This window comes from Oryzobacter faecalis, from assembly GCF_046764005.1.
In the GTDB taxonomy this organism is placed as follows: Bacteria; Actinomycetota; Actinomycetes; order Actinomycetales; family Dermatophilaceae; genus Oryzobacter; species Oryzobacter faecalis.
The window spans coordinates 446,197-470,624 of record NZ_JBKOFW010000002.1 but is presented as its reverse complement, the minus strand read 5'-3'; the positions used below and the strand labels follow the sequence as shown (position 1 = coordinate 470,624).

The following is a 24,428-nucleotide window of genomic DNA, read 5'->3' as shown; positions in this document are numbered from 1 at the left end:
ACGGCACCCCCGGCGACCTGCGACGACGCCCCCGCCGCACGACGAACCGCCGGCACCGAGGGGGCTCGCTGCCGGCGGTCGGCCGGTGTCAGGACGAGGGGGTGGGCGGGGTCAGCGGGTGCGCAGGATGTCGCCCAGCACGTCCGGGTAGTCGGTGATGATGCCGTCGACGCCCCAGTCGATGCCGCGGTTCATGTCGCTGCCGTGGTTGACGGTCCACACGTACGTCTTCAGGCCGAGCTCGTGGGTGCGGTCGACGATCGCCTTGTCGATGTTGCCCAGGGCCGGGTTGACGGCGTCGACCCAGGTGCTGGCGGCGACGAGCTGCTCGTCGGTGGGGCGGGTGTAGTACAGCAGCGCGACCGGGACGTCGGGGGCGAGCTGGTGGTAGGAGCGCAGCCACGCCTCGTCACCGGCCTGCATGATGACCTTGCCCTTGCGCAGCGCCTGGACGAACGTCGGGATGGAGCGCAGCTCCTTGTCGATGTCGGTCTCGATGCCGGGGAAGGCCCACGGGTCCTTGGCCTCGAGGAGCATGCCGGCGCTCGACCCGACGGCCTCGACCCACTCGCGCAGGGTGAGGATGCGCTCGCCCGCGAACTGCTGGCCGAACCAGATGCCGGCGTCGAGCTGCTTGATCTCGGCGAGGGTGTAGTCGGCGACCCGGTACGAGGTGCGCTCCGGGAAGACCTGCTCGACGTTCGTCGTCTTCGCGAGGCTGAGATCGTGGGTGACGACGAGGTGGCCGTCCTTGGTCCGCATGATGTCGTTCTCGATGTAGTCGGCGCCCTGCTTCAGCGCCAGCCTGATCGAGGCGAGGGTGTTCTCGGGGGCTGCCGCGGACGAGCCGCGGTGTCCGATGACCGCGACGTCCGGTGGGGCCGCGGCGGCTGCGCTGCCGACCGGGACGGCCGCGAGCACCGCGGTGAGGAGCAGGAGGAGGAGCGTGGGGAGGACGCGCGGGCGGGACATGGCAGGGGATCCGTTCCTGGGTCGACGACTCTGTCTGGACGATGCCGTTTGTAAGCGCTTACAGGCAGCACCAGCCATCGACCCTGCCACGGCCGGGTGGACCTGTGGGGGATCCGGTGCGCGCCGATCGACGACCGGTCGTCCTCCGGACTCTCGGCTCGAGCGGCTCCTGACCCGACCCTGACCGCCCCTTCACCGAGCGTTCACCGCCTCGACTCGCGAGGGCTGCGGCCGCGGGGCAGCGTGGACGGCATGCGCCTCCTCCGACCCGTCCTCGCCTCCGTCTTCGGCTCCGTGCTCGCCCTCGGCGCCGCCGGTGTCGCGCCCTCCGTCGCGTCCGCCGCCCCGCCCGCGCGGTCGACCGTCCAGCCCCTCGAGCGGGCCCACGCGCACAACGACTACGAGCACGACCGCCCGCTGCTCGACGCCCTCGACCACGGGTTCACCTCGGTCGAGGCCGACGTGTGGCTCGTCGACGGCGAGCTGTACATCGGCCACGACGGCCCCGACCTCACCCGCACGCTGCGCAGCACGTACCTCGACCCGCTCGCTGACCGGGTGCGCGACAACGGTGGCCGGGTGTACCCGCGGTGGCGCGACAGCCTGCGCCTCCTCGTCGACGTCAAGTCCGAGGGCACGGCGGCCTGGCCGGTCATCGAGGCCCAGCTGGGCGAGTACCCGTTCCTCGTCTCCTCGTACCGCGAGGGCCGGGTGCACGAGCGTGCCGTCACCGCCGTCATCTCGGGCAACCGCGACCTCCCGGCGATGAGCGCCGCCTCCACGCGCTTCTCGTTCTACGACGGGCGGCTCGGCGACCTCACCGGCCCGCTCGACGACTCGCTGATGCCCCTCGTCAGCGACAACTGGACGCGGCACTTCACGTGGCAGGGCGTCGGCGAGATGCCGGCCACCGAGCGCGCGAAGCTGCGCTCGATCGTCTCCACCGCGCACGCCCGCGGCTACGACGTGCGCTTCTGGGCCACGCCCGACCTCGCCGGCCCCGCCCGGGAGGCCGTGTGGCGCGAGCTCGTCGCCGCCGACGTCGACGTCCTCAACACCGACGACCTCCCCGGCCTCCAGTCCTTCCTGCTGGCGCAGGACCCGGAGGAGGCGGCCGCCTGACGCGACGCTAGGCCGCGCCCCCTCCCTCGCCCTCGCCCTCGCCCTCGACCGTCAGGACGATGAGCGGGCTGTGGCGGAGCATCTCGTCGACGTCGGTGCGCCGCCACCGCCTGGCCGCCGCCTCGATGAGCGGGCGGCGCTCGTCGGGGTCGCAGATGACGCGCGCCGTCGCGGGGACGTCGGCGACGACCGACTGCTTGAGGTGGATGACGACCCGCGGGTCCGCGTCGACGTTGCGGATCCAGTCGCGCGTGCGGTCGGCGCGCGGCATCCCGGTGATGAAGAGGCGGCCGTCGTCGCTGTGCAGGAAGATCTCGATGCGCCTGGCCCGACCGGTCCGCCGCCCCGTCGTCGTGAGGTCGATCAGCTGGCTGTGGCCGAGCGCGGCGCGGACGGCGTCGCTCGGGCGGTCTCCTGGCTCCATGTCCACTCCTCTCGGCGGAGGCGTCGCGCCGGTGACGGCGGGCGCGTCCGGACAGGAGAACCGCTCGAGGGCGAGCGGTAGTCCCGGTCGGTGGAGGACGCCGGGCCTCAGAGCTGGAGGATCGTCACCGCGACGGCGAGGGAGGCCGACACCCCCGTCGGGTCGTGGAGGTCGCCGGGGTTCCTGATGACGTCGTCGGCACGCGCGCGCACGGCCTGCCCCGGGTCGTCGGAGACGAGGTCCTCGCACAGGGCGCCCACGACCGCGCGGGCGTCGTGCTCGTCGAGCCCGTCGAGGGCGAGGCCGTCGTGGAGCAGCCTCGCCGCCTCCTCGAAGACCTCGAGCGCCAGGTCACGGTCGACCTCGGGCCGCTCCCTCGCAACCCGCTCGGCGGTCGCGAGCAGCTGGTCGTACGGCGGGTCGAACGTCTGGTGCGGCATCCCGCGAGCGTGACAGCCGGCCGCGCCCGGGCCAACCGGGTTTCGGCGCCGCCGCCCACCTGTCGCGACGTCGCCGCAGGTCGTACGGTGCTGAGCACGACGACGACGAGGAGAACCAGCATGAGCTCGGTCGACAAGGCCCCCGCCCCCGTGACGTGGATGCGGCGGCTCGAGGAGCTGTCCGCCCTCGACGAAGCGGTCGGCGCCGTCGAGCCCACCATCCGCTCGACCTTCGCCAGCGGGTTGCGCGGCAAGGTGCTGCGTGGCGACTGGCTGGGCCACGCCCTCCACCCGGTGCTCACGAGCATCGCCCTCGGGTCGTGGCAGTCGGCGTCGCTGCTCGACCTCGTCGGCGGGAAGGGCTCCCGCGATGCCGCGCGCCTCCTCGTCGGGGCGGGTCTCGCGGTCGCGGGTCCCACGGCCTGGACCGGCTGGGCGCAGTGGGCCGAGGCGGGGCCGCGGGAGAAGCGTGTCGGCCTGGTCCACGCTGCGAGCAACGGCCTCGTCATCGGGCTCTACGCGGCGTCCTGGGTCGCCCGCCGTCGCGGCGCCCACGGCGCGGGGGCCACCCTCGGGTACGCCGGCGCGTCGGTCGCTGGCTTCGCCGCCTACCTCGGCGGCCACCTCACCTCGGCCCGCAAGGTCGGCACTCGTCATCCCGCCTTCGCGACGACCGACACCGACTGACCTGCGCCGATCGTCGGACGTCATCGGTCGAAACGCTTGCGGGCGTCGATCCTGCGGGCCCACCCTTGTGGGGGACCTGCTGCAGGGCCCACCACGACAGGGGCGGTGACGATGACGAGCAAGGAGTCCGGCTCCGCGGCGGCCGGCTGGGTCAGCGCCATCGCCACCGCCGCCGCAGCCGCCATCGCGCTGTTCGCCTGGCTCTGGCCCGACCCCTCCGCCGACGGCCCGCCCCGCACCCCGGTGGCCGGCGCCGCGGTCACGACGCCGGCAGCGGGTGCGACGCCGGCAGCGGGCGCGACGGACGACGGGACGACGCCGCCCGCAACTCCCAGCCCGCGGGCGAGTGCCTCGCTCGAGCCGCTGCCGCCCATCCCACAGCCCGTGACCACCTGCAGCAGCATCGTTTTCGCCGGCCCCAGGACGAGCTGTCCGTTCGCGCTCAACGTCGAGGCCGGATGGCGGGAGGCCGGCGGCGGGACGGTCCGCTTCAAGGCGCACAGCCCGGTGACCAACCTCGCCTACGACATGCGCTGCACCGACGGCAAGGTCGTCGTCTGCACGGCGCAGACCACGGCGGTCGTCTACATCCGCAACTAGCCTGCCCCGTGCACCCGGCCCCTACCCTCGCCCGCCGCGGTGGGACTGGTCGGTCTGGGCGACCTTGCGGTCGGTCGTGATGATCCACACGGCCAGCGCGATGCCGGCCACGGCGGCCAGGAGGAAGAACACGATGGCGATCCCGGGGTAGCCGAGCAGGGTCCAGGACGACGGCACGCGCATCATCAGCGCGGCCCCGATGAGGGTTGCGGCGATCACCAGGCCGAGGGTGAGGCGGTTGGCGGTGCGCTGCAGCACCAGGTGGAGGCGCTGCTCGTCGATGGCGTCGACGCGGAGCCGGAACTCGCCGGCGGCCATGGCGTCGAGGATCCGGTTGGCGCGCTTGGGCAGCTGGGCCGTGAAGTCCTTCGCCTCGATCGCCGCGGAGAGCAGTCCGCCGGGGGTCGCCTTCAGCCTCGAGGCGAAGATCTGGCTGACGTTGTCGCGGATGCACTGGGCGGGGGCGAACGTCGGGTCGAGGTGGGAGGTGGCCTGGTCGAGGTTGAGCATGGCCTTGCCGATCATCGACATCTCGGCCGGCGGGCGCAGCCCGTGGACGCCGGAGAGGCGGCTCAGGTCGACCAGCACCGTCCCGACCTGCAGGTCCGCGCCGCTCGCCACCGCCTCGGAGACCAGGTGGGTCACGTCGTCGCGGAAGGCGGCCGCGTCGTAGCCCTCGATCGGGTGGCCCATCGCCGCCAGGATCGCGGCCGTCTCCTCGCCGTCGCCGTCGCTGATCGCCAGGAGGAGCTTGACGACCTGGTCCTGGACGCGCGGGGGGACCGAGGCCGTCATCCCGAAGTCCAGCAGGGCCAGCCGGCCGTCGTCGGTGAGGAGGAGGTTGCCGGGGTGGGGGTCCGCGTGCAGGACCCCGTGGTCGAGGATCATCCGCAGGTAGGCCTGGAACAGCTGCTCGACGATCGGGCGGGCGTCGATGTCCATGAGCCCGAGGCGTCCGATGTCGGTGATCTTGCGGCCCTCGACACGGTCCATGGTCAGGAGCCTGCTCGTCGTGTACTCCAGGACCGGCTGGGGCACGAGGAGCCGGTCGCACTCGGCGGTCAGCTCCGCGAAGGTGACGAGGTTCTTGGCCTCGCGCCGGTAGTCCAGCTCCCCGGCCACCGAGCGGCGGAACTGGGCGAGCAGCTGACCGAACCCGAACTGGCGGCCCGCCTCGGTGCGCTTGTCGACGACGGTGGCCAAGCGGGTCAGGACCTCCATGTCGTCACGGATGGTCTCGCGCACCCCGGGCCGCTGCACCTTGACGACGACCTCGTGGCCGTTGCGCAACGTCGCGGCATGGACCTGCCCGATCGACGCCGAGGCCAGCGGGTCGACGGAGAAGTCACTGAACCGCTCCCCGATCGACGCCTCCAGCTCGGACTCCACGACCTCCCGGACCTCGGCGAACGGGATCGGCTCGACGGTGTCCTGCAGCCTGGCCAACGCGGTCGTGTACGCGGCCGGGAGCAGGTCGAAGCGGGTCGACAGCAGCTGCCCGAGCTTGATGAAGGTGGGCCCCATCCGTTCGAGGTCCGCCGCGAACTGCTCCGCCGTCTCGGTGTCCCCGCTGATGGGGTCGCCGGTCCCGGGACCCGGGTCATCGACGGAGAACTCGTCCAGCTGCGCCCCGGACACCAGGTCGGATCGGCCGTAACGGTGCAGGAGTCGCACGAGGTCCACGTATCTGCTGTCCACAGGGCTCGGCATGCGCACATCCTTGCGCCTGCACCCTCGAGTGCAACCACCGGCACTCCTCTGGGACTCTGGCGGTGTGACGACTGGAGCAGAGCGTGACCGCGACACCGAGGGTCGGGCTCGTCAAGCGAGGCCTCGGGACGCGTTGGGTCGACCACTGCCCTACGGCGCTGAGGGTGTCGAGCCGGTGTCCGAGGAGCCCCTGCCGCCGCGGGAAGCGCTGAGGAAGGCCAGAGAGCTCATCGACGCAGGCCGCCCGTTCGCAGCCCACGAGGTCCTCGAAGCACGGTGGAAAGCCGGACCGACCGAGGAGGCGGATCTGTGGCAGGGCCTTGCGCAGGTCTGCGTTGCTCTCACCCATGCCGCCCGCGGGAACCAGGTCGGGGCGGAGCGGCTCTTCGAACGGGCGGCGGACAGACTGGCCGCGTTCGCATCGACGGGACGCGGGGCCCACGGCGTCGACGTGACCGAAGCGGCGGATCAGGCTCGCAGGCACATCGGCACCTTCTGACGGTGCACCGTTCCACGGTCTCTTGCGAGCCCTCAGTCCGTCAGCGGCCTGACGCGCACGTGCCGCGCGTTCGGCGCCAGCCGATCGCGCATCCGCTCGCCGGCGTGGGCTAGCTCGCGCCCGCCTCATCCGCGCGGCGGGTGGGGTAGCGGAGATGGAGGACGCGGTTGCCCTGGATGACCGTCGTCGCGTCTCCCAGGAGGTGCTGGGCGTCGAGGTCGCCGAAGAACCTCTTGCCCCTGCCGAAGACGACGGGGACGACGTCCATGGCCACCTCGTCGACGAGGCCGAGCGCGAGGGCCTGCCCGCCGACGTTGCCGGCGCAGATGGCGACGACCTTGTCCCCGGCTCGGCGCTCGGCCTCCTCGACGGCCGCGGCGACGTCGGAGAAGAACGGCACGTCGGCCTCCGGGTGCCAGCCGTCGGGCTTCGGGCGGTGGGAGACGACGACCAGGTGCTCACCGGCCGGCGGGTTGCCGTCCCAGCCGTTCGTGAGGTCGAACAGGTGACGGCCCATGATCGTCGCGCCGATGCTGTCCCAGAACGGGCGGGTGTACGCGGCGGAGGCGGCACTCACCCGGAACCGTGCGTGTTGCCGCTCGCCGGCCTCGTCGGTGAGCGGTTGGTCGCCGTTGACGTACCAGTCGAAGAGCGGTCCGGGGTCGTCGTCCTCACCGGCGATGTAGCCGTCGACCGAGACCACTGCGTGCAGCACCACCGTTGCCATCCCTCGACAGTGGCAGACCCTCCACGCGGTCGGGGTCCTGCGCACGGGCCGCGTCGATCCTCCGTGAGTCGGGCCGCGTGGATCCCCCACGGCGCCCGCAGCCACGAGACGTCACGGGGAAAGCTCAAGCGACTGGATCAACACATCAAGCGGCTTGCGGGAGTCGGCGGATCACGTGTGTCGTGCCCGAGCACGCGCGTCATCGGAGCGCAAGTGCATCGGTGTGCACGTTTGCACGGCAGTGCACTTCAGCGCTACCGTCGTCGTCGTGACCATCCGACCCCGCTCCCGCGACACCGGCCGCGACCGCTGTGCCGTCGTCTCGGCCGCGACCTCGCTGCGCGACCGCAAGCGCGACGAGACCCGCCGCTCCCTGGCCGACGCGGCCTACGCGATCGTGCGCGACGAGGGCGTGGAGGCCCTGACCGCCGAGGCCGTCGCCGACCGCGCCGGCGTCTCGCGGCGCACCTTCTTCAACTACTTCCCCTCCGTCGACTCCGTCCTCACCGCCAGCCTCGCGCAGTTCTTCGACTCGGTCACCGAGCGCCTCCACGCGCGTCCGGCCGACGAGGACGTCCTCGACACCGCGCTCGCCTGCCTCACCGACTCGAGCGACACCGAGCTGCTCGAGCGGATCGCCGTCATCGCCCGCGCCGCCGAGGTCTCGACCCACGCGCGCGGCCTCGTCCTCGTCGAGATGCACGCCTGGCTCGACGAGCTCGAGGAGTGGCTGCGCGGCCGGCTCCCGGAGGGCACGAGCGACCTCGTCGTCTCGACGACGGCCTCGATCGCCGTCGGTGCGGCCGAGGGCGCCTTCCGCGTCTGGGCCCGCGCCACCGCGGATCCCACGGCCGAGCCGGTCGACCTCGGCGAGGCCGTCGCCACCTCGCTCGCCATCGCCCGCACCGGCCTGGGCTCCGCCCGGCCCCACCGCACCGGCAGCGCCGCCGGCCGGTCCTCCTGACCGCCCCACCCCGAGAAGGTCCCATGTCCTCCCTCCTGTACCGCCTCGGCCGCTGGTGCGCGACGCACGCCTGGCGCGTGCTCGCCCTCTGGGCGGCGCTCCTCGTCCTCGTCGGTGGGCTCGCCGGAACCGTGGGCAACCCGCTGAGCAGCCGGATCACCATCCCGGACACCCAGTTCCAGCGCGTCCTGGACAACCTCGGCCGCGAGATCCCCGAGGCCGCCGGCGGATTCGCCACGGTCGTCCTCGAGAGCGGGTCCGGCGAGTTCACCGACGCGCAGCGCGCCGCCGTGCAGGAGGTGCTCGCCGACTGGCGCGAGGTCCCGCACGTGACCCGCGTCATCGACCCCTTCGAGGCGCAGGAGCAGCTCGACGCGTCCGGCGCCGAGCTCGAGGCCGCGCGCACGCAGCTCGCCGAGGGCGAGAAGAAGCTCGCCGACGGCCGCGCGCAGCTCGACGCCGGGAAGGGCCGGCTCGCCGGCGGCGAGGCCCTCCTGAAGCAGCTCCAGGCCGCGAACCCCGACGACCCCTCGATCCCGGCCCTGCGCGAGCAGGTCGAGGAGGGACGCGCTCAGCTCGCCACGGCCGAGGCCGACCTCGAGAAGGGCACCGCCGAGCTCAAGGCCGGGCGCGACCAGCTGGCCGACGGCACCGACGTGCGCGCCGCGTCCGGCGGCACCGGGCTCGTCAGCGAGGACGGCCGCGTCGCCGTGACCCAGCTGCAGTTCGACGACGCACCGCAGTCGGTGCCGCTCGAGGACCGCGAGAGGATCCCCGCCGCGGCGGAGGCGAGGCTCGCCGCCGCCGGCGTCACCGCCCACTACAGCGTCGAGATCACCCAGGACGTCGCGCTCGTCGGTCCCGGCGAGGTCATCGGCCTCACCGTGGCGGTCCTCGTCCTCGTCGTCGTCCTCGGCAGCCTCGTCGCGGCGGGCCTCCCGCTCCTCGTCGCGCTGCTCGGCGTCGGCGTCGGCCTCGGGGCCGCGATGGCGACGACGGCGGTCGTCGACCTCAACCAGACGACGCCCGCCCTCGCCCTCATGCTCGGCCTCGCGGTCGGCATCGACTACGCGCTCTTCATCGTCAACCGCCACCGGTCCTCGCTGCTGCGCGGTGACGACCCCGTCGAGTCGATCGGCCGCGCCGTCGGCACCGCGGGCAGCGCGGTCGTGTTCGCCGGGATGACGGTCGTCATCGCCCTCGCGGCCCTCACCCTGTCCGGGATGCCGATCCTCGCCGAGATGGGCCTCGTCGCGGCGGCGACGGTGGCGGTGGCGGTCGTCGTCGCCGTGACGGTCAGCCCCGCCGTCCTGCGGCTCATGGGCCCGCGGGTCGTGTCCCGCCGCGGGTGGCGCAAGGCGGGCTGGGCCGTGCCGGGCGACCCCGCCTCGCGGACGGCCCCCTCGGCCGACGACCCCGAGGACGGAACCGCCTCCGCCGAGGAGGAGCACGGCGGCTGGTACGTCCGGCTCGTGACCCGCCACCCGTGGCTCACCGTGCTCGGCGTCGTCGCCGTCCTCGGGACGGCCGCGGTCCCCGTCGCCTCGATGCAGCTCGGGCTCCCCGACGGCGGCGCGGAGCCGAAGGGCTCGTCCGCCCAGGTGGCCTACGAGACGATCGGCTCGGCCTTCGGCGCGGGCATGAACGGCCCCGTCGTCGCGGTGGCCACCCTCCCCGAGGGCGACCGGCCCTCCACCGACGCGCAGGTGCTCCACGAGCAGGCCCGCATCGCCACCGCGCTCAAGGACGTCGACGGCGTGCGCAGCGTGCTCCCGTTCGGCGTGAGCGGGGACAAGGACACCCTCGCCTTCCAGATCGTCCCGACCACCGGCCCCGCCGACCCCGCGACGAAGGAGACCGTCGACCGGATCACCTTCGCGAGCGGTCTCCTCGAGCGGCACACCGGCATCGACGTCGGGCTCACCGGCCAGACGGTCGCGAACATCGAGCTGTCCGAGCGGATGGCGGCGGCACTGCCCGGCTACCTCCTGGTCGTCGTCGGCCTGTCGGTCGTCATCCTCGTCCTCGTGTTCCGGTCGGTCGTCGTGCCGCTCGTCGCGACCGGCGGCTTCCTCCTGTCCATCGGAGCCGCGTTCGGCGCAACCGTCGCGGTGCACCAATGGGGTTGGGCCGCAGCGGCATTCGGCGTCAACCACCCCGGACCCATCCTCGCGTTCGGGCCGATCATCCTCATCGGCGTGCTCTTCGGCCTCGCGATGGACTACCAGATGTTCCTCGTCTCGGGGATGCACGAGGCGCGCGCCCACGGGCAGGACAGCCGCACCGCCGTCCGCACCGGGTTCGTCCACGGCGCCAAGGTCGTCACGGCCGCCGCGGTCATCATGTTCTCCGTCTTCCTCGGGTTCGCGTACTCCCACCTCGCGATGGTCCGGCCGATCGGGTTCGGGCTCGCGGTCGGCGTCATCGTCGACGCGGTGCTCGTGCGGATGACGCTGACGCCGGCCGTCATGCACCTCCTCGGCGACCGCGCCTGGTACCTGCCGCGCTGGCTCGACCGGTTGCTGCCCGACCTCGACGTCGAAGGGCTCAAGCTCGCGCAGCGCCTGGAGTCAGGCCACTTCGGCGGCGGGCGGCACACAGCACCAGCGCCGGCGGCCACCTCTGAGGCCGAGCACACCAAGGAGCCCGTCTCCTCCTGACCCGACCCCGGGTCAGCGGGGGAGGGCGCGGCGCGGCAGGGCGCTCGGGTGGTGGATGAGGTCGGTCAGCAGGGCGACCGCCCGCTCCGCGGCCGGGTTGGCGGTGCCGGAGTCGCGGACGAGAGCGGCCAGGTGCCGCACCGGCGCCGGCGGCTCGAGGTCGATGCGGGCGACGGTCGCCGGCAGGCTGCGGGCGGCGAGGCCGGGCATCACCGACACCCCGATGCCGGCACCCACGAAGCCGATCGCCGTGTAGTGGTCCTGCGCCTGCACGGTGAACCTCGGGCGGAATCCGGCTGCGGCACAGGCGGCCACGAGCAGCCGGTGGCCGAACGCCTTGGGGTAGTCGTTGCTCACCCACGTCTCCCCGCGCAGCGCCGTCAGGGGGATGGCGGCCTCCTCGGCCAGCGCGTGGGTTCGGGGGACGACGGCGACGTACTGGTCGTCGATGAGGTCGACGCGGTTGTAGCCCTGTGGCACAGGGGAGTCCGGCGGGTCGATGACGAGGTCGATGTCCGGCCGCGGCCCCCGGTGCTCGACCTCGGTGAGGACGAGCTCGAGGACGAGGTCGGGGAACTCGTTGGTCAGCCGCTTGACGAGAGAGGGCATCCACGCGGCCCCGGCCGACGCGAAGTAGCCGATCGTCAGCCGCCCCGACCGCCCGTCGCGCAGGTCCGAGACGACCTGCTCGAGCCGGCCCCACTGGCTCATCACCTCGTCGCTCTGCGCGTCGAGGACGACCGCCGCGTCGGTGGGGACGATCCCGCGCCCCGAGCGCTGGAACAGGGTGAGGCCGGTCTCGCGCTGGAGGGCCTGGAGGTGCTGGCTGACGGCCGAGGACGTCAGCCCGAGGTTGTCGGCGGCGGCCTGGACCGAGCCGCTCGCGACGACGGAACGGAAGACGCGGAGGCGGTGGGGGTCGAGCATGGGCCAATGTTAAGCGCTGCTTGATGACTCCTAAGCAAAGTCGCGTTGTGCTGAACAGTTGCAGGGTCCACCATTGAGGACATGAACACTGCATCCCTCTCCGTCCAGAAGGCCCGCGCCATCGCCTCCCAGTTCCGGACCAGCCGCCAGGCCGGCCGTGGCTGGACCCAGCACACCGACCGCGACCTCGTCCGCGAGTCGCACGAGCTCTACCTCATGGCCCAGTCCAGCCCCCGCATGTTCTGAGCCGCACCCCGACCCGGCAGGCGCCACCGCCGCCGCCGCCGGGACGCGCGACCGCACCCGGTCGCACCGCCTCACTGACCCTCACGCCACGACCTGGCGGAGGGTCAGAGTCGTCTCCGGGGTCGTGTGCTCCAGCTCGGCGCGCTGGGCGAGGTAGAGCTCGGCGCACGCGAGGGCGTCGGTGAGCGCCTCGTGGAGGGGGTAGGGCGGCAGCCCGCGACGGGCCCGGGCCGTCGCGAGGCGCAGCGCACCCGGTTCGGCGTGCCGCCGATCGGCCCGCACCAGCGCGCGGCGCTCGAGCTCGAGGGTGTCGACGACGACGAACGGGGGCTCTACCCCCCACGACCGCCGGCAGGCCGCCCCGAGGAAGCCGGTCTCCACCGCCGCGAAGTGCGCGAGGAGCACCCGCCCGGCGAGGGCGCCCAGGAGGGCGCCCACCGCGTCCTCCGGCGCCGTGCCGTGGACGAGGTCGTCGTCGGTGATGCCGTGGACCGCCGCGCTCTGGCCCACACCGTCCGCGCCCCCGTCGCGCACGACGACGCGGCCGGCGCCCCCGAGGCGGACCTCACCCCCGTCGACGGGGACCCAGCCGATCGACAGGATCCGGTCGCGGCGCGGGTCGAGCCCGGTCGTCTCGAGGTCGACGGCGAGGAGCGGCAGGCGGTCGAGCGGGGTGTCCCGGTCGGGCAGGGGTGTCGCGAGGTGGTCGGCGAGGGGACCGGGCCGCACCCGGCGCAGCGCCCGCAGCCGGCGCCCCTCCGGACCACGGCGCAGGAGGGCGTCAGCCCAGCCGTTCACCGGACCTCCGGGGGGCTGCTCACGACACGTACTGGACCGGGTAGCGGTGCGCGAGCGCACCCTGGGCGGCCCGCACGATGGCGAACGCCTCGCGCAGGTGCCGCTTGTCGAAGTTCGAGAGGGCGCTGGGGTCGACGTACGAGTCGGGGGCGGTCCCGGCCCGCACCTGTGCGGCCTGGTGTCGGAGCCGCACGTAGGAGATGAACTCGTAGGCGTCCCGGAGGTCCGCCGCCCGCTCGTCGGCGAGGACGCCGGCGGCCCGCGCGGCCTCGAGGCGCGCGTGGGTGTTGACGGCCGGCGTGCCGACCGCGAGCGCGTGGACCCGGGCGAGCTCGACGACGGCCGCCACGCCGCCCCGCTTGATGTCGAGCGTGCGCCGGTGCTCGCCCTCCCTCTCGAGGACGAGCCCCCGGAAGAACCCGAGCGGCGGCTCGCGGTCGCGCGCGTGGGCGGCCAGGTGGGTGAGGAAGGTCGTCGAGCCCGGCGTGATCGACAGGACGTGCCGCTCCAGCCGCTCGTGCAGGGTGCGGTCCCCGTGGACGGGCCGCATGTCGAAGAAGACGCTCGCGCCGAGGACGGCCTCCGGGACGGGCTGGGCCACCCACCGCGAGAACCGCGTGCGCCACCCGTCGAGGCTGCGTCGCCATCGCGGGTTGCTCGCCATGATGTCGCCGCGGCAGCGCGGCCAGCCGCAGGCGGCGAGGTCGGCGGTCACGCGCTCGGCGAGCGCCTCGAACCACGCGGCGTCCCCCGCCCCGGCGGCGTCGTCGACGACGAGCGCGCTGTCCTGGTCGGCCGCGAGGGCCTGCTCGAGCCGGGCCCGCGAGCCCAGGGTCACCCAGCAGTACGGCACCGGCGGCGGCCCGAGGTCGGCTTCGGCGAGGGTCAGCAGCCGGCGCTCCACGGCGTCGCCGACCGCCGTCACGACCCGGCCGATGTCGTCGGCCGTGGCGTCCTGCTCGACGAGCGAGGCGACGACGTGGGGCAGCCGGCTCGCCGCCCGCGCGACCCCCTCGGCATCCGGCTGGCCGGCGACCTCGCTCGCGAGGTAGACGGGGTTGCCCTGCTCGACGCGCAGGAGGTCGGTCGTCGTCACGAGGCCGACCGGGCGCCCCTCGGCGTCGACGACCGGCACGTGGTGGATGCCGCGCGCGACCATCTGGAGGAGCACCTCGAACGCCAGGGCCTCGACCGACCCGGTCACCGGCTCGCGCGTCATCACCTCGCTCACCGGGACGGTCGGGTCGACCCCGGCGGCGAGGACGCGCGTTCGCAGGTCCCGGTCGGTGACGATCCCCTCGAGGCGCCCGCCCTCCATGACGAGGAGGGAGGAGACGCCCTCGTCGTCCATCGTCCGCGCCGCGTCCCGCACGCTCACGGTCGCCGGCACGGCGACGGGTGCCCGCTCGACGAGGTCCCGGACCCGGGTCCGGAGGATGGCCGAGCCGGTCGTCGAGAGCTGGAGCTCGGCGACCGCGCCGCTCAGCCGGCGGCGGCGCTGGGCGTCGAAGAACGCGTCGACGTCGGGGTGGTCGGCGCACAGCCGGGCGAAGTCGTCGGCGGGGAGGAGGAGGGCCAGGCAGTCCTCGATGGCGGTGACGTCCATCGTCGACGGGTTCCCCTGCGTCAGGGTGATCGAGCCGAAGCAGGTGCCCTCGCCGCCCCGGTCGACGAGGGTGCCCTGCGCGTCGTGGACCTCGGCCGCGCCGGACCGCAGGACGAAGAGGTGGTGGTTGTCGTGCCCGCGCTCGATGAGGCGGGTGCCGCGCCGGTAGTAACGCACCGTCATGCGGGCGGGCAGGCGGTCGAGGACGGCCGGGGGCAGGGCGTCGAACGGCTCGTGCGCGGCGAGGAAGTCGCGCATCGGCGCGAGCTCGGCGTCGAGGGCCATGTGTCCATCGTGGCAGGAGTCCGCCCGCGGGCGCCCGGGCCGCGTCCGCGCAGGTCAACCGGCTCGTCGAAGGTCGCGCCCTGCGGACGCAAACCCCCGCTCGTCCCGCCGGGGTGCTTGAGTGAGTGGTCCGCGGTGCCGAGCCCGGCGCCCGAGTGGAAGGGAACAGCCATGAGCGACATCCCGAGCGAGGAGCAGCTGCCCGACGTGGGCTTCGGCACCGAGGGACCGGCCGACAGCGGAGCCGACGAGACCGGCGTCCCCGGCGAGCACGACGGCGGCGCCGACGGCGGGGCGGACGGCGGCGGCGCCGACGCCGAGGGACCGGCCGACAGCGGGGCCGACGAGACCGGCGTCCCCGGTGAGCACGACGGCGGCGCCGACGGCGGGGCGGACTCCGGGCAGTGACGACGCCCGCCGACGCCCGGGCCACGGTCCCGACCGACGGCCCGGGCGCCGGCGCGGCCACGCGCGGGCTCGCCACCTTCGTCGCCCTCACCCGCGAGGAGTTCGCCCGCGACCACTGGGGCCGCGCCCCCCTCCTCACCCGCGCCGACGCCCTCCCCCCGCCGACCCACGGCTTCGGCCAGGCCGCGGTCGACGAGCTGCTCTCCTCCCGGGCGCTGCGCACCCCGTTCCTGCGGATGGCTCGCACCGGCGCCACCCTGCCCGACAGCGCGTTCACCCTCGGCGGGGGTGTCGGGGCGACGGTCGGTGACCAGGTGAGCGAGGACAAGGTGCTGCGCCTGTTCGCCGAGGGGGCGACGATCGTCCTCCAGGCGCTGCACCGGACGTGGGCACCGGTCGCGACGACGGCGCGCGAGCTCGCCGCCGACCTCGGCCACCCGGTCCAGGTCAACGCCTACGTCACCCCTCCCCAGAACCAGGGGTTCGCGGACCACTACGACGTCCACGACGTCCTCGTCGTCCAGGTCGCCGGCGAGAAGCACTGGCGCGTGCGTCCTCCCGTCCTCGAGGCGCCGCTGCGCAGCCAGCCGTGGACCGAGCGCCGCGACGAGGTCGCCCGCGCCGCCACCGCCGCCCCCGTCGTCGACGCCGTCCTGCGTCCCGGCGACTGCCTCTACCTCCCCCGCGGCTGGCTCCACTCGGCCACCGCGCTCGGCGGGGTCAGCACCCACCTGACCTTCGGCATCCACGTCTGGACCGTCCGCACGCTCGTCGACGACCTCCTGCGCGCGGCGGCCACGCACCTCGACGCCGACGCCGAGGCCCGGGCCTCCCTCCCCCTCGGCGCCGACGTCCTCGATGCCGGGACGAGCCGTGACGCCCGCGGGGTCGTCCGTGCCGCCCTCGACCGCGCCCTCGACGCCGTGACCGACGACGAGCTGGCCGCCCTCCTCGCCGCCCGGGCCCGCGGCGCGCAGCGGGCCGAGCCGCTCGGCGTCCTCGGGCAGCACGCCGCCGCCGAGCGCACCCACGTCCACGGGTGGCGCGTGCGCGACGGCCTCGCCTCCCGGTGGGAGGGCGACACGCTCGTCACGCGCGTCGGTCGCGTCGAGGTCCCGCACGACGCGCACGACGCCCTCCGCGTCGTCCTCTCCGGCGCCCTCGAACCGGGGCGGCTGCACGAGGACCTGCTCCGCCGTCTCGTCCTCGCGGGGGTGGTCGTCCCGTCGGATGACGAGGCGCCGGCCGCGGCCCCGCGCCCGCCTCTCCCCTGACCGGGTACCTAACCCGAGGCCCGGACCACGAGGGTCGTCGGCAGGACGGTCTCGGCCGGGACCTCGCGGCCTGCGATCCGCGCGAGGAGGAGGTCGGCCATCACCGCGCCCATCTCCTCGACCGGCTGCCGCACGCTCGTCAGCGAGGGGTCGGTCAGCAGGCAGACCGGGGAGTCGTCGAAGCCGACGAGCGCCACGTCCTCCGGCACGCGGATCCCGTTCTCGCGCAGGACGCGCAGCGCACCCGCGGCCATGAGGTCGGAGGCCGCGAAGACCCCGTCAGGGCGCTCCCCCGTGGCGAGGAGCTCGCGCATCGCGGAGGCCCCGGACCCTTCGCCGTAGTCGCCCTCGACGACGCGGAGGACGTCCGGGTCGCGGCCCGCCTCCGCCCAGGCGTCGCGGGCGCCGGCGAGGCGGTCGACCCCCGACGACATGTCGAGGGGGCCGCTCACGACCGCGACGCGGCGCCGCCCGGACCGCACGAGGTGGTCGACCGCCGCGCGGCCGCCGGCGCGGTTGGCGGCGTCGACGACGCACGCCGGGTGCCGGCCGACGGGCCGTCCCGCGGTGACCGTGGGGAGCCCGCGCGCCTCGAGGACGTCGGCGAGGTCGTCCCCCGCGTGCATCGACAGCAGGAGGGCGCCGTCGACGTGCTGGTCGGTGAGGTACTCCTCGACGCGGGCGCGCTCGGCCGCGCAGCCCGCCATCGTGAGGACGAGCTGGTGGCGCGAGGCGGCGAGCCGCTCGCCGATGCCGCGGACCGTCGCCGCGAAGAACGGGTCGCCGAAGAGGCGGTCGCCGTCCTCGGACACGACGAGGGCGACGGTGTCGGTGCGGCGGGTGACGAGCGAGCGGGCCGCCCGGTTGGGCACGTAGCCCAGCTCGTCGACGGCGCGCTGCACGGCGGCCCGCGCCGCGTCGGACACCTGGGGCGAACCGTTGACGACGCGCGAGACGGTGCCCCGCCCGACCCCGGCGGCGCGGGCGACCTCGTCGAGGGTGGGGGCCCGCCCGGCACCCGTGCCGTGGCCGGGTTCCCGGTCGGCCTCGGCACGGGTGCCAGACGGTGCGGGACGGGACGGCCGCGGTGGACCCGCGACGCGGCTGCGCGTGGGAGCGCTCCCATCCTCCACGTCCCGATCGTGCCGCGTGCAACGCGCGAGATCCACCCCTGTCGAGGGAGCGTGTCGAAACCGTGACCCCGGGCTGCCGGTCGACCACGCCCCGGCCCGCATCCCTCGGACGTGGGTGAACATCGTCGGCAGGCCGACGATGTTCACCCACGTTCGCGAGAAGGGCTCGTCCGGTGGCGGCGCGCCCGCACAGGGGTCCGGTCGGATTGTGTGCGGTGCCCACATGAGGGCGCCGCCCGCCCGCGCCTAGCGTCCTCGTCCATGGCCGACGCACGCGACGACGCCCCCCGACCGCCCGTCGCCGGGCTGCTCCCCGACCTCGACGGGCGCACCGCCCTCGTCACCGGGGCCGCGAGCGGCATCGGCCTCGCCGTCGCCCGGGCTCTCGCCGACCGCGGGGCCAAGGTCCACGCGGTCGACCGCGATGCCGGCGCCCTCGCCGCCCTCGCCGACATGGCGCTCGTCACCCCCGTCGTCGCCGACCTCTCCGACCTCGACGCCCTCGGTGGCCTGCCCACGGACGTCGACGTGCTCGTCAACAACGCCGGCGTCCAGCACGTCAGCGCCGTCGAGGACTTCCCCGTCGACCGCTTCGACCTCATCCACCGGCTCATGCTCGCCGCCCCGTTCCGCCTCATCCGCCAGTCGCTGCCGCACATGTACGAGCGCGGATGGGGGCGGGTCGTCAACGTCTCGAGCGTCCACGGGCTGCGGGCGAGCGCGTACAAGTCGGCGTACGTCAGCGCCAAGCACGGCCTCGAGGGCCTGTCGAAGGTCGTCGCGCTCGAGGGCGGGCCCAAGGGCGTGACGAGCAACTGCGTCAACCCGGCCTACGTCCGCACCCCGCTCGTCGAGGCGCAGATCGCCGACCAGGCCCGCACCCACGGCATCGAGGAGTCCGAGGTCCTCGAGGACGTCATGCTCGCCCCCGTCGCGGTCAAGCGGCTCGTCGAGCCGGAGGAGGTCGCGAGCCTCGTCCTCTTCCTCTGCGGCCCGGCCTCGGCGTCGGTCAACGGCGCGAGCCTGACCATGGACGGCGGGTGGACGGCCCACTGAGGGCGCTCGGCCCGCCGCGCGGGCCCCGCGCCCTCCCTAGGATCGGGGCCGTGACGACGCAGCCGGAGGCGGGGGCCGCCCTCGAGGACCTCATGGGCCTGCTCGAGCTGCTCGCCGACGACGCCCCGGCCGCCGACGTCGCCGCCGCCACCGCACCGCCCGCCGCGCGCGACCTCGCCCTGCGCATCGCCACCGCCCGGGAGGTCCACCAGCGGCGCGAGGCCGGCCTCGCCGCCCTCCTCGAGACGGCCCGGGCGCTGGCGACCGAGCACGACCCGGCGCAGGTCCTCGACGCGATCGTCCGCCGGGCCCGTGCCCTCCTGCGCGCCGACCTCGCCTACCTCACCCTCTTCGACGCCGAGCGCCAGGACACCTACATGCGCGCGACCGACGGCTCGGTGTCGGCGGCGTTCCAGTCGGTCCGGCTCGCGCTCGGCGCCGGCCTCGGGGGCCTGGTCGCCAAGACCCGGAAGCCCTACTGGACCGCGGACTACTGGACCGACGACCGGTTCCGCCACACCCGCGAGATCGACGGAGCCGTCGGCGAGGAGGGCATCGTCGCCATCTGCGGCACGCCCCTCGTCGTCGACGGCGAGTTCGTCGGCGTGCTCTTCGCCGCGAACCGCAGCTCGCGCCCGTTCACGCACGAGGAGGTCGGCCTCCTCAGCAACCTCGCGACGCTCGCGGCGGTCACGCTCGTCCAGACCCGCGCCCTCGCGGACGCGGAGGACGCCCTCCACCGGCTGTCCGAGGCGCACGAGACCGTGCAGCAGTACGCCGCCGGGGTGGAGAAGGCCGCGGCCGCCCACGACCGGTTCGCCTCGCTCGTCCTCGAGGGTGGCGGCGTCGACGACCTCACGAGGGCGCTGGCCGAGCTGCTCGGCGGGTGGGCGGTCGTGCTCGGCGAGGACGGCGCGGTGCGCAGCGCGTCGCCGTCGACGGCGCAGGTCCCCGAGGGGGTCGCCGACCTCGACGCCGGGCGCCTCGTCGAGCGCAACGGCGTCTACGCGCTCGCCATCGCGGCCGCCCGCGAGCGCCTGGGCACCCTCGTCGTCGGGGGCGCCGGCGCACTCGACGACTCCGACCGCCGCACCGTCGAGCGGGCGGGGGTCGTCACCGCCCTCGTCCTCCTCTTCGAGCGCCAGGCCGCCGACGCCCGGCAGTCGGCCCGCAACCGCGTCCTGTCCGAGCTCGTGACGGCCCGCGGCTCGCAGGACGACCGCCTCGAGCTCGCGCGCGGGGCCGGGGTCGACCCCGGCACGCCCTACTGCCTGCTCGTCCTGCGCGGTGACCCGTCGGCGTCGACCCGCGCGCTGCTGCTCTCGGCGGGCTCGGTCGTCGGCGAGGGCGCCCTCGTCGGCGCGCACGACGGCGACATCGTGGCCCTCGTCCCGGGCAGCGACCCCGACGCCCTGGCCCGCACCACCGCGCAGCGCCTCGGCCGGCGGACCGCCGCGACCGTGGCCGGCGTCGGCCCGCTCCAGGGGGTCGACGGCCTCCCGGCGGCCCACGAGGAGGCCGTGCGCACCGTCGCCGCGCTGGTCGCCCTCGGCCACCGGGGCCGCGGCGCCGCGGCGACCCAGCTGGGGTTCGCGGGCCTCATCGTCGGGTCGGCCCCGGACGTCGAGGCATACGTCGGGCGCGAGCTCGGCCCGCTCGTCGAGTACGACCGCAGGCGCGGGACCGACCTGCTCGGCACGCTCGCGGCGTTCTTCGAGGCCGGCCGCAGCCCCCTCCACGCCGCCGGGCGGCTGCACGTGCACGTCAACACCGTGGCGCAGCGGCTCGAACGGGTCGGCGCCCTGCTCGGTGAGGACTGGCAGGAGCCCGAGCGCTCCCTCGAGCTCCAGCTGGCGCTGCGCCTCAGCCGCCTCCTCGACCACCCCTGAGGCCCGTGTCCCCCATCTCCCCCGCGGCGAGTGCGGAGGTGGCTGCCGGGGCGACCACTTGGGCACTCGCCACGGGTGGGAGGGTGGGGGCGTGCGCGCGCTGACCTACAACGCCTTCGGAGCCACGCCCGTCGTCGCCGAGGTGCCCGACCCCGTCGCCCCCGCGGGTGGCGCCGTCGTGCGCGTGCTCGCGAGCGGGCTCTGCCGCAGCGACTGGCACGGCTGGACGGGCCACGACCCCGACATCGCGACGTTCCCGCACGTCCCCGGCCACGAGCTGGCCGGTGTCGTCGAGTCGGTCGGGGCGGGGGTCGACGCCGCCTGGGTCGGCCGCCGGGTGACCGCTCCCTTCGTCATGGCGTGCGGGGTGTGCCCGGTCTGCCGCGGCGGCGACGGCCAGGTCTGCCCGGACCAGCGCCAGCCCGGCTTCACCGACCCCGGGTCCTTCGCCGAGCTCGTGGTCGTCCACGCGGCGGCGACCAACCTCGTGCCGCTCCCCGACGGGCTGGCGGTCGAGGCCGCGGCAGGCCTCGGGTGCCGGGTCGCCACCGCGTACCGCGCGGTCGTGCACCGGTCCCGGGTCGAGGGCGGGGAGCACGTCCTCGTCATCGGGTGCGGCGGAGTGGGGCTGGCGGCGGTCGCCGTCGCCCGCGCCCGCGGAGCGCTCGTGTGCGCGGTCGACGTGTCGGCGGACTCCCTCGAGCGGGCGCTCGCGAACGGGGCCGACGAGGTGGTGGACGCATCGATCGGGGTCGACCGGGTGGTCGAGGCCGTGCGCCACTGGTCGGGCGGGGCGGGGGTCCGCGTGGGCATCGACGCCCTCGGCTCCCCCGACGCGTGCCGCACGAGCATCCTCGCGCTCGCCCGGCGCGGCCGACACGTCCAGGTGGGCCTCCTCCCGCCGGCCGCCGGCGCGGCCGCGGTGCCGATGGAGCGCGTCATCGGCTGGGAGCTCGACGTCCTCGGCAGCCACGGGATGGCGGCCGCCGACTACCCCGCCCTCCTCGACGACGTCGTGAGCGGGCGGCTGCGCCTCGACGACCTCCTCGCCCCCGACACCGAGCCGCTCTCGCTGGAGGAGGCGGGCGCGGCCCTCGTGGCGATGGGCGACGCCCCGTCGCGCGGCATCCTCGTCGTCGACCCGACGCGCTGACCCGCGCCGCCCCGGCACCGGGCGGGACGTCAGCCGGGGAGGTGGCCGAGGAGGAGCCGGTCGACGTCGTCCGGGCGCTGCATCGAGGGCGGGTGGGCGACGTCCGGCCAGTCCACGCGTCGCCCTCTCGGGACGGCCGAGACGACGAGCTCGGTGGCGGCCCGACGCGTCCTGCGGCCCGGCGGGACGCTGCGCTTCGTCGAGCACGGGCTCAGCCCCGACGCCGCGGTCGGGCGGATTCGGTCGTGGGCGGGCCGGCGCGGCCATGGGGCTGGTTCGTCACCGGCTCCGCCCTGCCCCGCTGACGCCGGCCGCCGGCCGCCGGCGCGCACGCGAGCGCCATCGGCCGCGGGACTCAGGCCAGGGAGAGGAAGAGGCGCTCCATGGTCTCGACGTCCATCTCCTGGCCCTCGGGGTCGGCGAGGCACTGGCGCAGCCCGACCGCGATGACGGCGAACCCCGCCCGGTCGAGCGCCTTGGAGACCGCCGCCAGCTGGGTGACGACGTCCTGGCACTCGCGGCCGTCCTCGATCATCTTGAGGATGCCGCCGATCTGTCCCTGGGCGCGGCGCAGCCGCTTGACGACGGCGTCCATCTCGGCGGGGTCGAGCTGCATGCGGGCTCCTCGGGGGGTCAGGCGTTCTGCTGCTCGGCCGCGGCACCGGCCTGCGAGGCGGCGAGCTGGGCCCGCACGTCGTCCATGTCGAGGCCCTTGATGCCCTGGATGACCTGCTCGAGACCGGCCGGGGGCAGGGCGCCGCTCTGGCGGAAGACGAGGATCCCCTCGCGGAAGCCCATGATCGTCGGGATCGAGGTGATCTGCGCGGCACCGGCGAGGGCCTGCTGGGCCTCGGTGTCGACCTTGCCGAAGACGACGTCGCCGTGGGCCTCGCTCGCCTTGTCGTAGGTCGGGGCGAACTGGCGGCACGGACCGCACCACGAGGCCCACCAGTCGACGAGGACGATGTCGCTGTCGGTGATGGTCTGCTCGAAGGTGTCGGCGGTCAGCTCGACGGTGGCCATGGGCGATCTCCTCGCTGGGTCGGGTGGCCCGGGCCCAGGGTATGCCCCTGGGGGTGTCGTCCCGGGCGTCGGTCTGCGGGGTGCAACACGACAGGAGGCCCGCATCATCCCGGGATGTGGACGGCGGGGGAGGATGTCGGCGTGTCGACCAGCCTCTCCCGCGCCCTCGACGCGGTCCTCGACGGGCTCCCCGCCGAGGCCCTCCGCAGGGCGACGGCGACCCTCATCGAGGTCTACCGCAGCGGCGGGCCCCCGACCGAGCAGGTGCTGCGCGACCCCGTGACGGCCGCCGCGTACGCCGCCTACCGGATGCCGGCCACACACGCCGCGGTCGCACGCGCCCTCCGTCACGCGACCGACCTCGTCGACCCCGCCGACCTCGGCGTGCGGTCGCTCGTCGACCTCGGAGGAGGCACCGGCGCGGCCACGTGGGCGGCCGCCGAGGCCTTCGACGGGCTCGAGTCGGCAACCGTCCTCGACGGCTCGTCCGACGCCCTCGCCATCGGTCGTCGGGTGGGGCGACACGGCCCCCCGCCCGTGGCCTCGGCGACCTGGGAGCGCCGCCTCATCACTGCGGATGTCGCTGTGCCGCAGGCCGATCTGGTCACGGTCAGCTACGTGCTCGGTGAGCTCGACGAAACCCTCCACGCAGCCGTGGTGGACGCCGCGACCCGGGCGGCGCGGCACGTCCTCGTCATCGAGCCGGGCACTCCGCGGGGATACGCGGCGGTGCTCGCGGCCCGCGACCGGCTCGTCGCGCTCGGGTGGCACGTGCTGGCCCCGTGCCCGCAGGAGGGGCCCTGCCCGGTGGCGGCCCGCGCGGGCGACTGGTGTCACTTCTCGGTTCGCCTGGACCGGTCGGGCCTGCACCGACGTGTCAAGGCGGGTGCCCTCGGGTACGAGGACGAGAAGTTCTCCTACGTCGTCGCGAGCCGTGAGCCGGTGCCCCGCGCGGCCGGGCGGGTGCTGCGCCACCCGGTCAGCCGCAAGGGGCTCGTCCAGCTCGAGGTGTGCGACACGCGGGGATCTGCAGGGAGGGTGGTCGTCACCCGCAGTGACCGGCTCGCGTACCGTTCAGCGCGCGACGCGTCCTGGGGAGATGCGTGGCCACCCAGCAGGCCCGGTTAGGGTCGATCGTGTACGCAACCAGCACTGAAGGAGTCAGACACATGACGAAGAAGGACATCGCCCAGGCCGTCGCCGGCCGGACCGACGTCTCCGCCTCCGCCGCCGAGGACATCATCGGCGCGGCCCTGGACGTCATCGGCGAGCAGCTCGCCAAGGGCGAGGACGTCCGCCTGGCGGGCTTCGGCACCTTCGAGCCCCGCGAGCGCGCGGCCCGCACCGGCCGCAACCCGCAGACGGGCGAGGAGATCGCCATCGCCGCCTCGACCTCCGTCGGCTTCAAGGCCGCCGCGCAGCTCAAGCGCGCGGTCAACGGCTGACGCGTCGCACCACACGCCGAACGGGGCGCCGACCACACGGTCGGCGCCCCGTTCGCGGTCTCCCGCCGGGTGCCGGCTCAGCCCTGCCGGGCCTTGAACCTCGGGTTCAGGCGGTTGATGACGTAGACCCGCCCGCGGCGGCGGACGACCTGCGAGCCCGGTGCGTTCTTGAGCGAGCGGATGCTGGCGCGCACCTTCATCGCACCTCCACCCGCCCCTGCGCGACGGCGCGCACGAGTCGGCGCGGGACGGCGACCTCCCGGCCGTCGACGGTCACGGGCACGAGGTCGGGGACGACGGCCTTCCAGCCGGCTCTGCGGTGACGGGTGTTGCTGCGCGACGTGCGGCGCTTCGGGACGGCCACGACGGGCTCCTCTCGG

27 protein-coding genes are annotated in these 24,428 nt (G+C 74.7%); 14 read left to right on the top strand and 13 right to left on the bottom strand.

Translation table 11 applies throughout. The features are described from left to right. Positions 1 to 111: 111 nt before the first annotated feature. The gene (locus ACK8HX_RS06075) at positions 112 to 972 is read right to left on the bottom strand and encodes a glycerophosphodiester phosphodiesterase (RefSeq protein ID WP_411939763.1); all 861 of its coding nucleotides are present in this window, start codon (positions 970 to 972) and stop codon (positions 112 to 114) included. Between the two features lie 252 nt (positions 973 to 1,224). On the opposite strand from ACK8HX_RS06075, the gene ACK8HX_RS06070 reads away from it, so the two are divergent. Then, the gene (locus ACK8HX_RS06070; RefSeq protein ID WP_411939762.1) at positions 1,225 to 2,094 is read left to right on the top strand and encodes a phosphatidylinositol-specific phospholipase C/glycerophosphodiester phosphodiesterase family protein; all 870 of its coding nucleotides are present in this window, start codon (positions 1,225 to 1,227) and stop codon (positions 2,092 to 2,094) included. 7 nt (positions 2,095 to 2,101) lie between these two features. Here the strand turns inward: ACK8HX_RS06070 and ACK8HX_RS06065 are convergent, their stop codons facing one another. Continuing rightward, a complete protein-coding gene (locus ACK8HX_RS06065; RefSeq protein WP_411939761.1) occupies positions 2,102 to 2,518 on the bottom strand; it encodes a nitroreductase family deazaflavin-dependent oxidoreductase in 417 nt (138 codons plus the stop codon). Between the two features lie 107 nt (positions 2,519 to 2,625). After that, positions 2,626 to 2,958 carry a hypothetical protein gene (locus tag ACK8HX_RS06060; RefSeq protein ID WP_411939760.1) on the bottom strand — a complete coding sequence of 111 codons (333 nt, stop codon included), beginning with the start codon at positions 2,956 to 2,958 and terminating at the stop codon, positions 2,626 to 2,628. Positions 2,959 to 3,078: 120 nt separating this feature from the next. Here ACK8HX_RS06060 and ACK8HX_RS06055 point away from each other — a divergent pair, with 120 nt between their 5' ends. Further along, positions 3,079 to 3,645 carry a DUF2231 domain-containing protein gene (locus ACK8HX_RS06055; RefSeq protein WP_411939759.1) on the top strand — a complete coding sequence of 189 codons (567 nt, stop codon included), beginning with the start codon at positions 3,079 to 3,081 and terminating at the stop codon, positions 3,643 to 3,645. Positions 3,646 to 3,756: 111 nt separating this feature from the next. After that, entirely contained in the window at positions 3,757 to 4,245 is a 489-nt protein-coding gene (locus tag ACK8HX_RS06050; protein ID WP_411939758.1) for a hypothetical protein, read from the top strand. Positions 4,246 to 4,266: 21 nt separating this feature from the next. On the opposite strand, the gene ACK8HX_RS06045 is transcribed toward ACK8HX_RS06050, so the two are convergent. Continuing rightward, positions 4,267 to 5,955, bottom strand: coding sequence for an ABC1 kinase family protein (locus ACK8HX_RS06045; protein ID WP_411939757.1), 1,689 nt, complete (start codon positions 5,953 to 5,955; stop codon positions 4,267 to 4,269). A gap of 175 nt (positions 5,956 to 6,130) precedes the next feature. On the opposite strand from ACK8HX_RS06045, the gene ACK8HX_RS06040 reads away from it, so the two are divergent. Further along, positions 6,131 to 6,454 (top strand): DUF309 domain-containing protein, encoded by a 324-nt coding sequence (locus tag ACK8HX_RS06040; RefSeq protein WP_411939756.1) that lies wholly within the window; start codon positions 6,131 to 6,133, stop codon positions 6,452 to 6,454. A gap of 109 nt (positions 6,455 to 6,563) precedes the next feature. Here ACK8HX_RS06040 and ACK8HX_RS06035 read toward each other — a convergent pair whose 3' ends face one another. Continuing rightward, entirely contained in the window at positions 6,564 to 7,181 is a 618-nt protein-coding gene (locus ACK8HX_RS06035; protein WP_411939755.1) for a dihydrofolate reductase family protein, read from the bottom strand. 268 nt (positions 7,182 to 7,449) lie between these two features. Between ACK8HX_RS06035 and ACK8HX_RS06030 the strand changes: the two genes are divergently transcribed. Further along, positions 7,450 to 8,145, top strand: coding sequence for a TetR family transcriptional regulator (locus ACK8HX_RS06030; protein WP_411939754.1), 696 nt, complete (start codon positions 7,450 to 7,452; stop codon positions 8,143 to 8,145). A gap of 23 nt (positions 8,146 to 8,168) precedes the next feature. Then, complete coding sequence (locus ACK8HX_RS06025; RefSeq protein ID WP_411939753.1) at positions 8,169 to 10,805, top strand: MMPL family transporter; 2,637 nt, start codon at positions 8,169 to 8,171, stop codon at positions 10,803 to 10,805. Between the two features lie 12 nt (positions 10,806 to 10,817). Here the strand turns inward: ACK8HX_RS06025 and ACK8HX_RS06020 are convergent, their stop codons facing one another. Then, on the bottom strand, positions 10,818 to 11,732 hold the full coding sequence (locus ACK8HX_RS06020; RefSeq protein ID WP_411939752.1) for a LysR family transcriptional regulator: 915 nt from the start codon (positions 11,730 to 11,732) through the stop codon (positions 10,818 to 10,820). 81 nt (positions 11,733 to 11,813) lie between these two features. Here ACK8HX_RS06020 and ACK8HX_RS06015 point away from each other — a divergent pair, with 81 nt between their 5' ends. Then, complete coding sequence (locus ACK8HX_RS06015) at positions 11,814 to 11,978, top strand: hypothetical protein (protein WP_411939751.1); 165 nt, start codon at positions 11,814 to 11,816, stop codon at positions 11,976 to 11,978. An 81-nt stretch (positions 11,979 to 12,059) separates the two neighbouring features. On the opposite strand, the gene ACK8HX_RS06010 is transcribed toward ACK8HX_RS06015, so the two are convergent. Then, on the bottom strand, positions 12,060 to 12,776 hold the full coding sequence (locus tag ACK8HX_RS06010; RefSeq protein WP_411939750.1) for an exonuclease domain-containing protein: 717 nt from the start codon (positions 12,774 to 12,776) through the stop codon (positions 12,060 to 12,062). Between the two features lie 19 nt (positions 12,777 to 12,795). After that, positions 12,796 to 14,667 (bottom strand): DUF294 nucleotidyltransferase-like domain-containing protein, encoded by a 1,872-nt coding sequence (locus ACK8HX_RS06005; protein WP_411939749.1) that lies wholly within the window; start codon positions 14,665 to 14,667, stop codon positions 12,796 to 12,798. 171 nt (positions 14,668 to 14,838) lie between these two features. Between ACK8HX_RS06005 and ACK8HX_RS06000 the strand changes: the two genes are divergently transcribed. Both ACK8HX_RS06000 and ACK8HX_RS05995 read left to right on the top strand, forming a co-directional pair. Next, a complete protein-coding gene (locus ACK8HX_RS06000; protein WP_411939748.1) occupies positions 14,839 to 15,075 on the top strand; it encodes a BatC protein in 237 nt (78 codons plus the stop codon). Further along, the gene (locus ACK8HX_RS05995) at positions 15,072 to 16,349 is read left to right on the top strand and encodes a cupin domain-containing protein (protein ID WP_411939747.1); all 1,278 of its coding nucleotides are present in this window, start codon (positions 15,072 to 15,074) and stop codon (positions 16,347 to 16,349) included. Before ACK8HX_RS06000 ends, ACK8HX_RS05995 begins: the two co-directional genes overlap by 4 nt. An 8-nt stretch (positions 16,350 to 16,357) precedes the next feature. Here ACK8HX_RS05995 and ACK8HX_RS05990 read toward each other — a convergent pair whose 3' ends face one another. Beyond that, entirely contained in the window at positions 16,358 to 17,482 is a 1,125-nt protein-coding gene (locus ACK8HX_RS05990) for a LacI family DNA-binding transcriptional regulator (RefSeq protein ID WP_411939746.1), read from the bottom strand. A gap of 261 nt (positions 17,483 to 17,743) precedes the next feature. Between ACK8HX_RS05990 and ACK8HX_RS05985 the strand changes: the two genes are divergently transcribed. The 3 genes from ACK8HX_RS05985 to ACK8HX_RS05975 all read left to right on the top strand — a co-directional run bounded on the left by ACK8HX_RS05985 (position 17,744) and on the right by ACK8HX_RS05975 (position 21,580). Then, entirely contained in the window at positions 17,744 to 18,538 is a 795-nt protein-coding gene (locus tag ACK8HX_RS05985; protein ID WP_411939745.1) for a 3-hydroxybutyrate dehydrogenase, read from the top strand. A 50-nt stretch (positions 18,539 to 18,588) separates the two neighbouring features. Next, the gene (locus tag ACK8HX_RS05980) at positions 18,589 to 20,427 is read left to right on the top strand and encodes a helix-turn-helix domain-containing protein (RefSeq protein ID WP_411939744.1); all 1,839 of its coding nucleotides are present in this window, start codon (positions 18,589 to 18,591) and stop codon (positions 20,425 to 20,427) included. Between the two features lie 91 nt (positions 20,428 to 20,518). Further along, positions 20,519 to 21,580, top strand: coding sequence for an alcohol dehydrogenase catalytic domain-containing protein (locus ACK8HX_RS05975; RefSeq protein ID WP_411939743.1), 1,062 nt, complete (start codon positions 20,519 to 20,521; stop codon positions 21,578 to 21,580). A 355-nt stretch (positions 21,581 to 21,935) separates the two neighbouring features. On the opposite strand, the gene ACK8HX_RS05970 is transcribed toward ACK8HX_RS05975, so the two are convergent. Then, a complete protein-coding gene (locus ACK8HX_RS05970) occupies positions 21,936 to 22,196 on the bottom strand; it encodes a metal-sensitive transcriptional regulator (protein ID WP_411939742.1) in 261 nt (86 codons plus the stop codon). A gap of 17 nt (positions 22,197 to 22,213) precedes the next feature. After that, a complete protein-coding gene (gene trxA / locus ACK8HX_RS05965) occupies positions 22,214 to 22,603 on the bottom strand; it encodes a thioredoxin (RefSeq protein WP_411939741.1) in 390 nt (129 codons plus the stop codon). Positions 22,604 to 22,744: 141 nt separating this feature from the next. On the opposite strand from trxA, the gene ACK8HX_RS05960 reads away from it, so the two are divergent. Beyond that, positions 22,745 to 23,731 (top strand): small ribosomal subunit Rsm22 family protein, encoded by a 987-nt coding sequence (locus ACK8HX_RS05960; RefSeq protein ID WP_411939740.1) that lies wholly within the window; start codon positions 22,745 to 22,747, stop codon positions 23,729 to 23,731. A 41-nt stretch (positions 23,732 to 23,772) separates the two neighbouring features. After that, positions 23,773 to 24,048 (top strand): HU family DNA-binding protein, encoded by a 276-nt coding sequence (locus ACK8HX_RS05955; RefSeq protein ID WP_411939739.1) that lies wholly within the window; start codon positions 23,773 to 23,775, stop codon positions 24,046 to 24,048. Between the two features lie 77 nt (positions 24,049 to 24,125). On the opposite strand, the gene ykgO is transcribed toward ACK8HX_RS05955, so the two are convergent. Beyond that, positions 24,126 to 24,248: a type B 50S ribosomal protein L36 gene (ykgO, locus tag ACK8HX_RS05950; protein WP_411939738.1), complete on the bottom strand. Its 123-nt coding sequence runs from the start codon at positions 24,246 to 24,248 to the stop codon at positions 24,126 to 24,128. Continuing rightward, complete coding sequence (gene rpmF / locus ACK8HX_RS05945; protein WP_411939737.1) at positions 24,245 to 24,412, bottom strand: 50S ribosomal protein L32; 168 nt, start codon at positions 24,410 to 24,412, stop codon at positions 24,245 to 24,247. The genes ykgO and rpmF overlap by 4 nt, the downstream gene beginning before the upstream one ends. Positions 24,413 to 24,428 lie beyond the last annotated feature (16 nt).

What these genes read in the sequence shown, in the direction of transcription:
- ACK8HX_RS06075 (WP_411939763.1), bottom strand. Translation starts at nt 972, where the DNA reads ATGTCCCGCCCGCGCGTCCTCCCCACGCTCCTCCTCCTGCTCCTCACC.
- ACK8HX_RS06070 (WP_411939762.1), top strand. Translation starts at nt 1,225, where the DNA reads ATGCGCCTCCTCCGACCCGTCCTCGCCTCCGTCTTCGGCTCCGTGCTC.
- ACK8HX_RS06065 (WP_411939761.1), bottom strand. Translation starts at nt 2,518, where the DNA reads ATGGAGCCAGGAGACCGCCCGAGCGACGCCGTCCGCGCCGCGCTCGGC.
- ACK8HX_RS06060 (WP_411939760.1), bottom strand. Translation starts at nt 2,958, where the DNA reads ATGCCGCACCAGACGTTCGACCCGCCGTACGACCAGCTGCTCGCGACC.
- ACK8HX_RS06055 (WP_411939759.1), top strand. Translation starts at nt 3,079, where the DNA reads ATGAGCTCGGTCGACAAGGCCCCCGCCCCCGTGACGTGGATGCGGCGG.
- ACK8HX_RS06050 (WP_411939758.1), top strand. Translation starts at nt 3,757, where the DNA reads ATGACGAGCAAGGAGTCCGGCTCCGCGGCGGCCGGCTGGGTCAGCGCC.
- ACK8HX_RS06045 (WP_411939757.1), bottom strand. Translation starts at nt 5,955, where the DNA reads ATGCCGAGCCCTGTGGACAGCAGATACGTGGACCTCGTGCGACTCCTG.
- ACK8HX_RS06035 (WP_411939755.1), bottom strand. Translation starts at nt 7,181, where the DNA reads ATGGCAACGGTGGTGCTGCACGCAGTGGTCTCGGTCGACGGCTACATC.
- ACK8HX_RS06025 (WP_411939753.1), top strand. Translation starts at nt 8,169, where the DNA reads ATGTCCTCCCTCCTGTACCGCCTCGGCCGCTGGTGCGCGACGCACGCC.
- ACK8HX_RS06020 (WP_411939752.1), bottom strand. Translation starts at nt 11,732, where the DNA reads ATGCTCGACCCCCACCGCCTCCGCGTCTTCCGTTCCGTCGTCGCGAGC.
- ACK8HX_RS06015 (WP_411939751.1), top strand. Translation starts at nt 11,814, where the DNA reads ATGAACACTGCATCCCTCTCCGTCCAGAAGGCCCGCGCCATCGCCTCC.
- ACK8HX_RS06005 (WP_411939749.1), bottom strand. Translation starts at nt 14,667, where the DNA reads ATGGCCCTCGACGCCGAGCTCGCGCCGATGCGCGACTTCCTCGCCGCG.
- ACK8HX_RS06000 (WP_411939748.1), top strand. Translation starts at nt 14,839, where the DNA reads ATGAGCGACATCCCGAGCGAGGAGCAGCTGCCCGACGTGGGCTTCGGC.
- ACK8HX_RS05985 (WP_411939745.1), top strand. Translation starts at nt 17,744, where the DNA reads ATGGCCGACGCACGCGACGACGCCCCCCGACCGCCCGTCGCCGGGCTG.
- ACK8HX_RS05970 (WP_411939742.1), bottom strand. Translation starts at nt 22,196, where the DNA reads ATGCAGCTCGACCCCGCCGAGATGGACGCCGTCGTCAAGCGGCTGCGC.
- trxA (WP_411939741.1), bottom strand. Translation starts at nt 22,603, where the DNA reads ATGGCCACCGTCGAGCTGACCGCCGACACCTTCGAGCAGACCATCACC.
- ACK8HX_RS05955 (WP_411939739.1), top strand. Translation starts at nt 23,773, where the DNA reads ATGACGAAGAAGGACATCGCCCAGGCCGTCGCCGGCCGGACCGACGTC.
- ykgO (WP_411939738.1), bottom strand. Translation starts at nt 24,248, where the DNA reads ATGAAGGTGCGCGCCAGCATCCGCTCGCTCAAGAACGCACCGGGCTCG.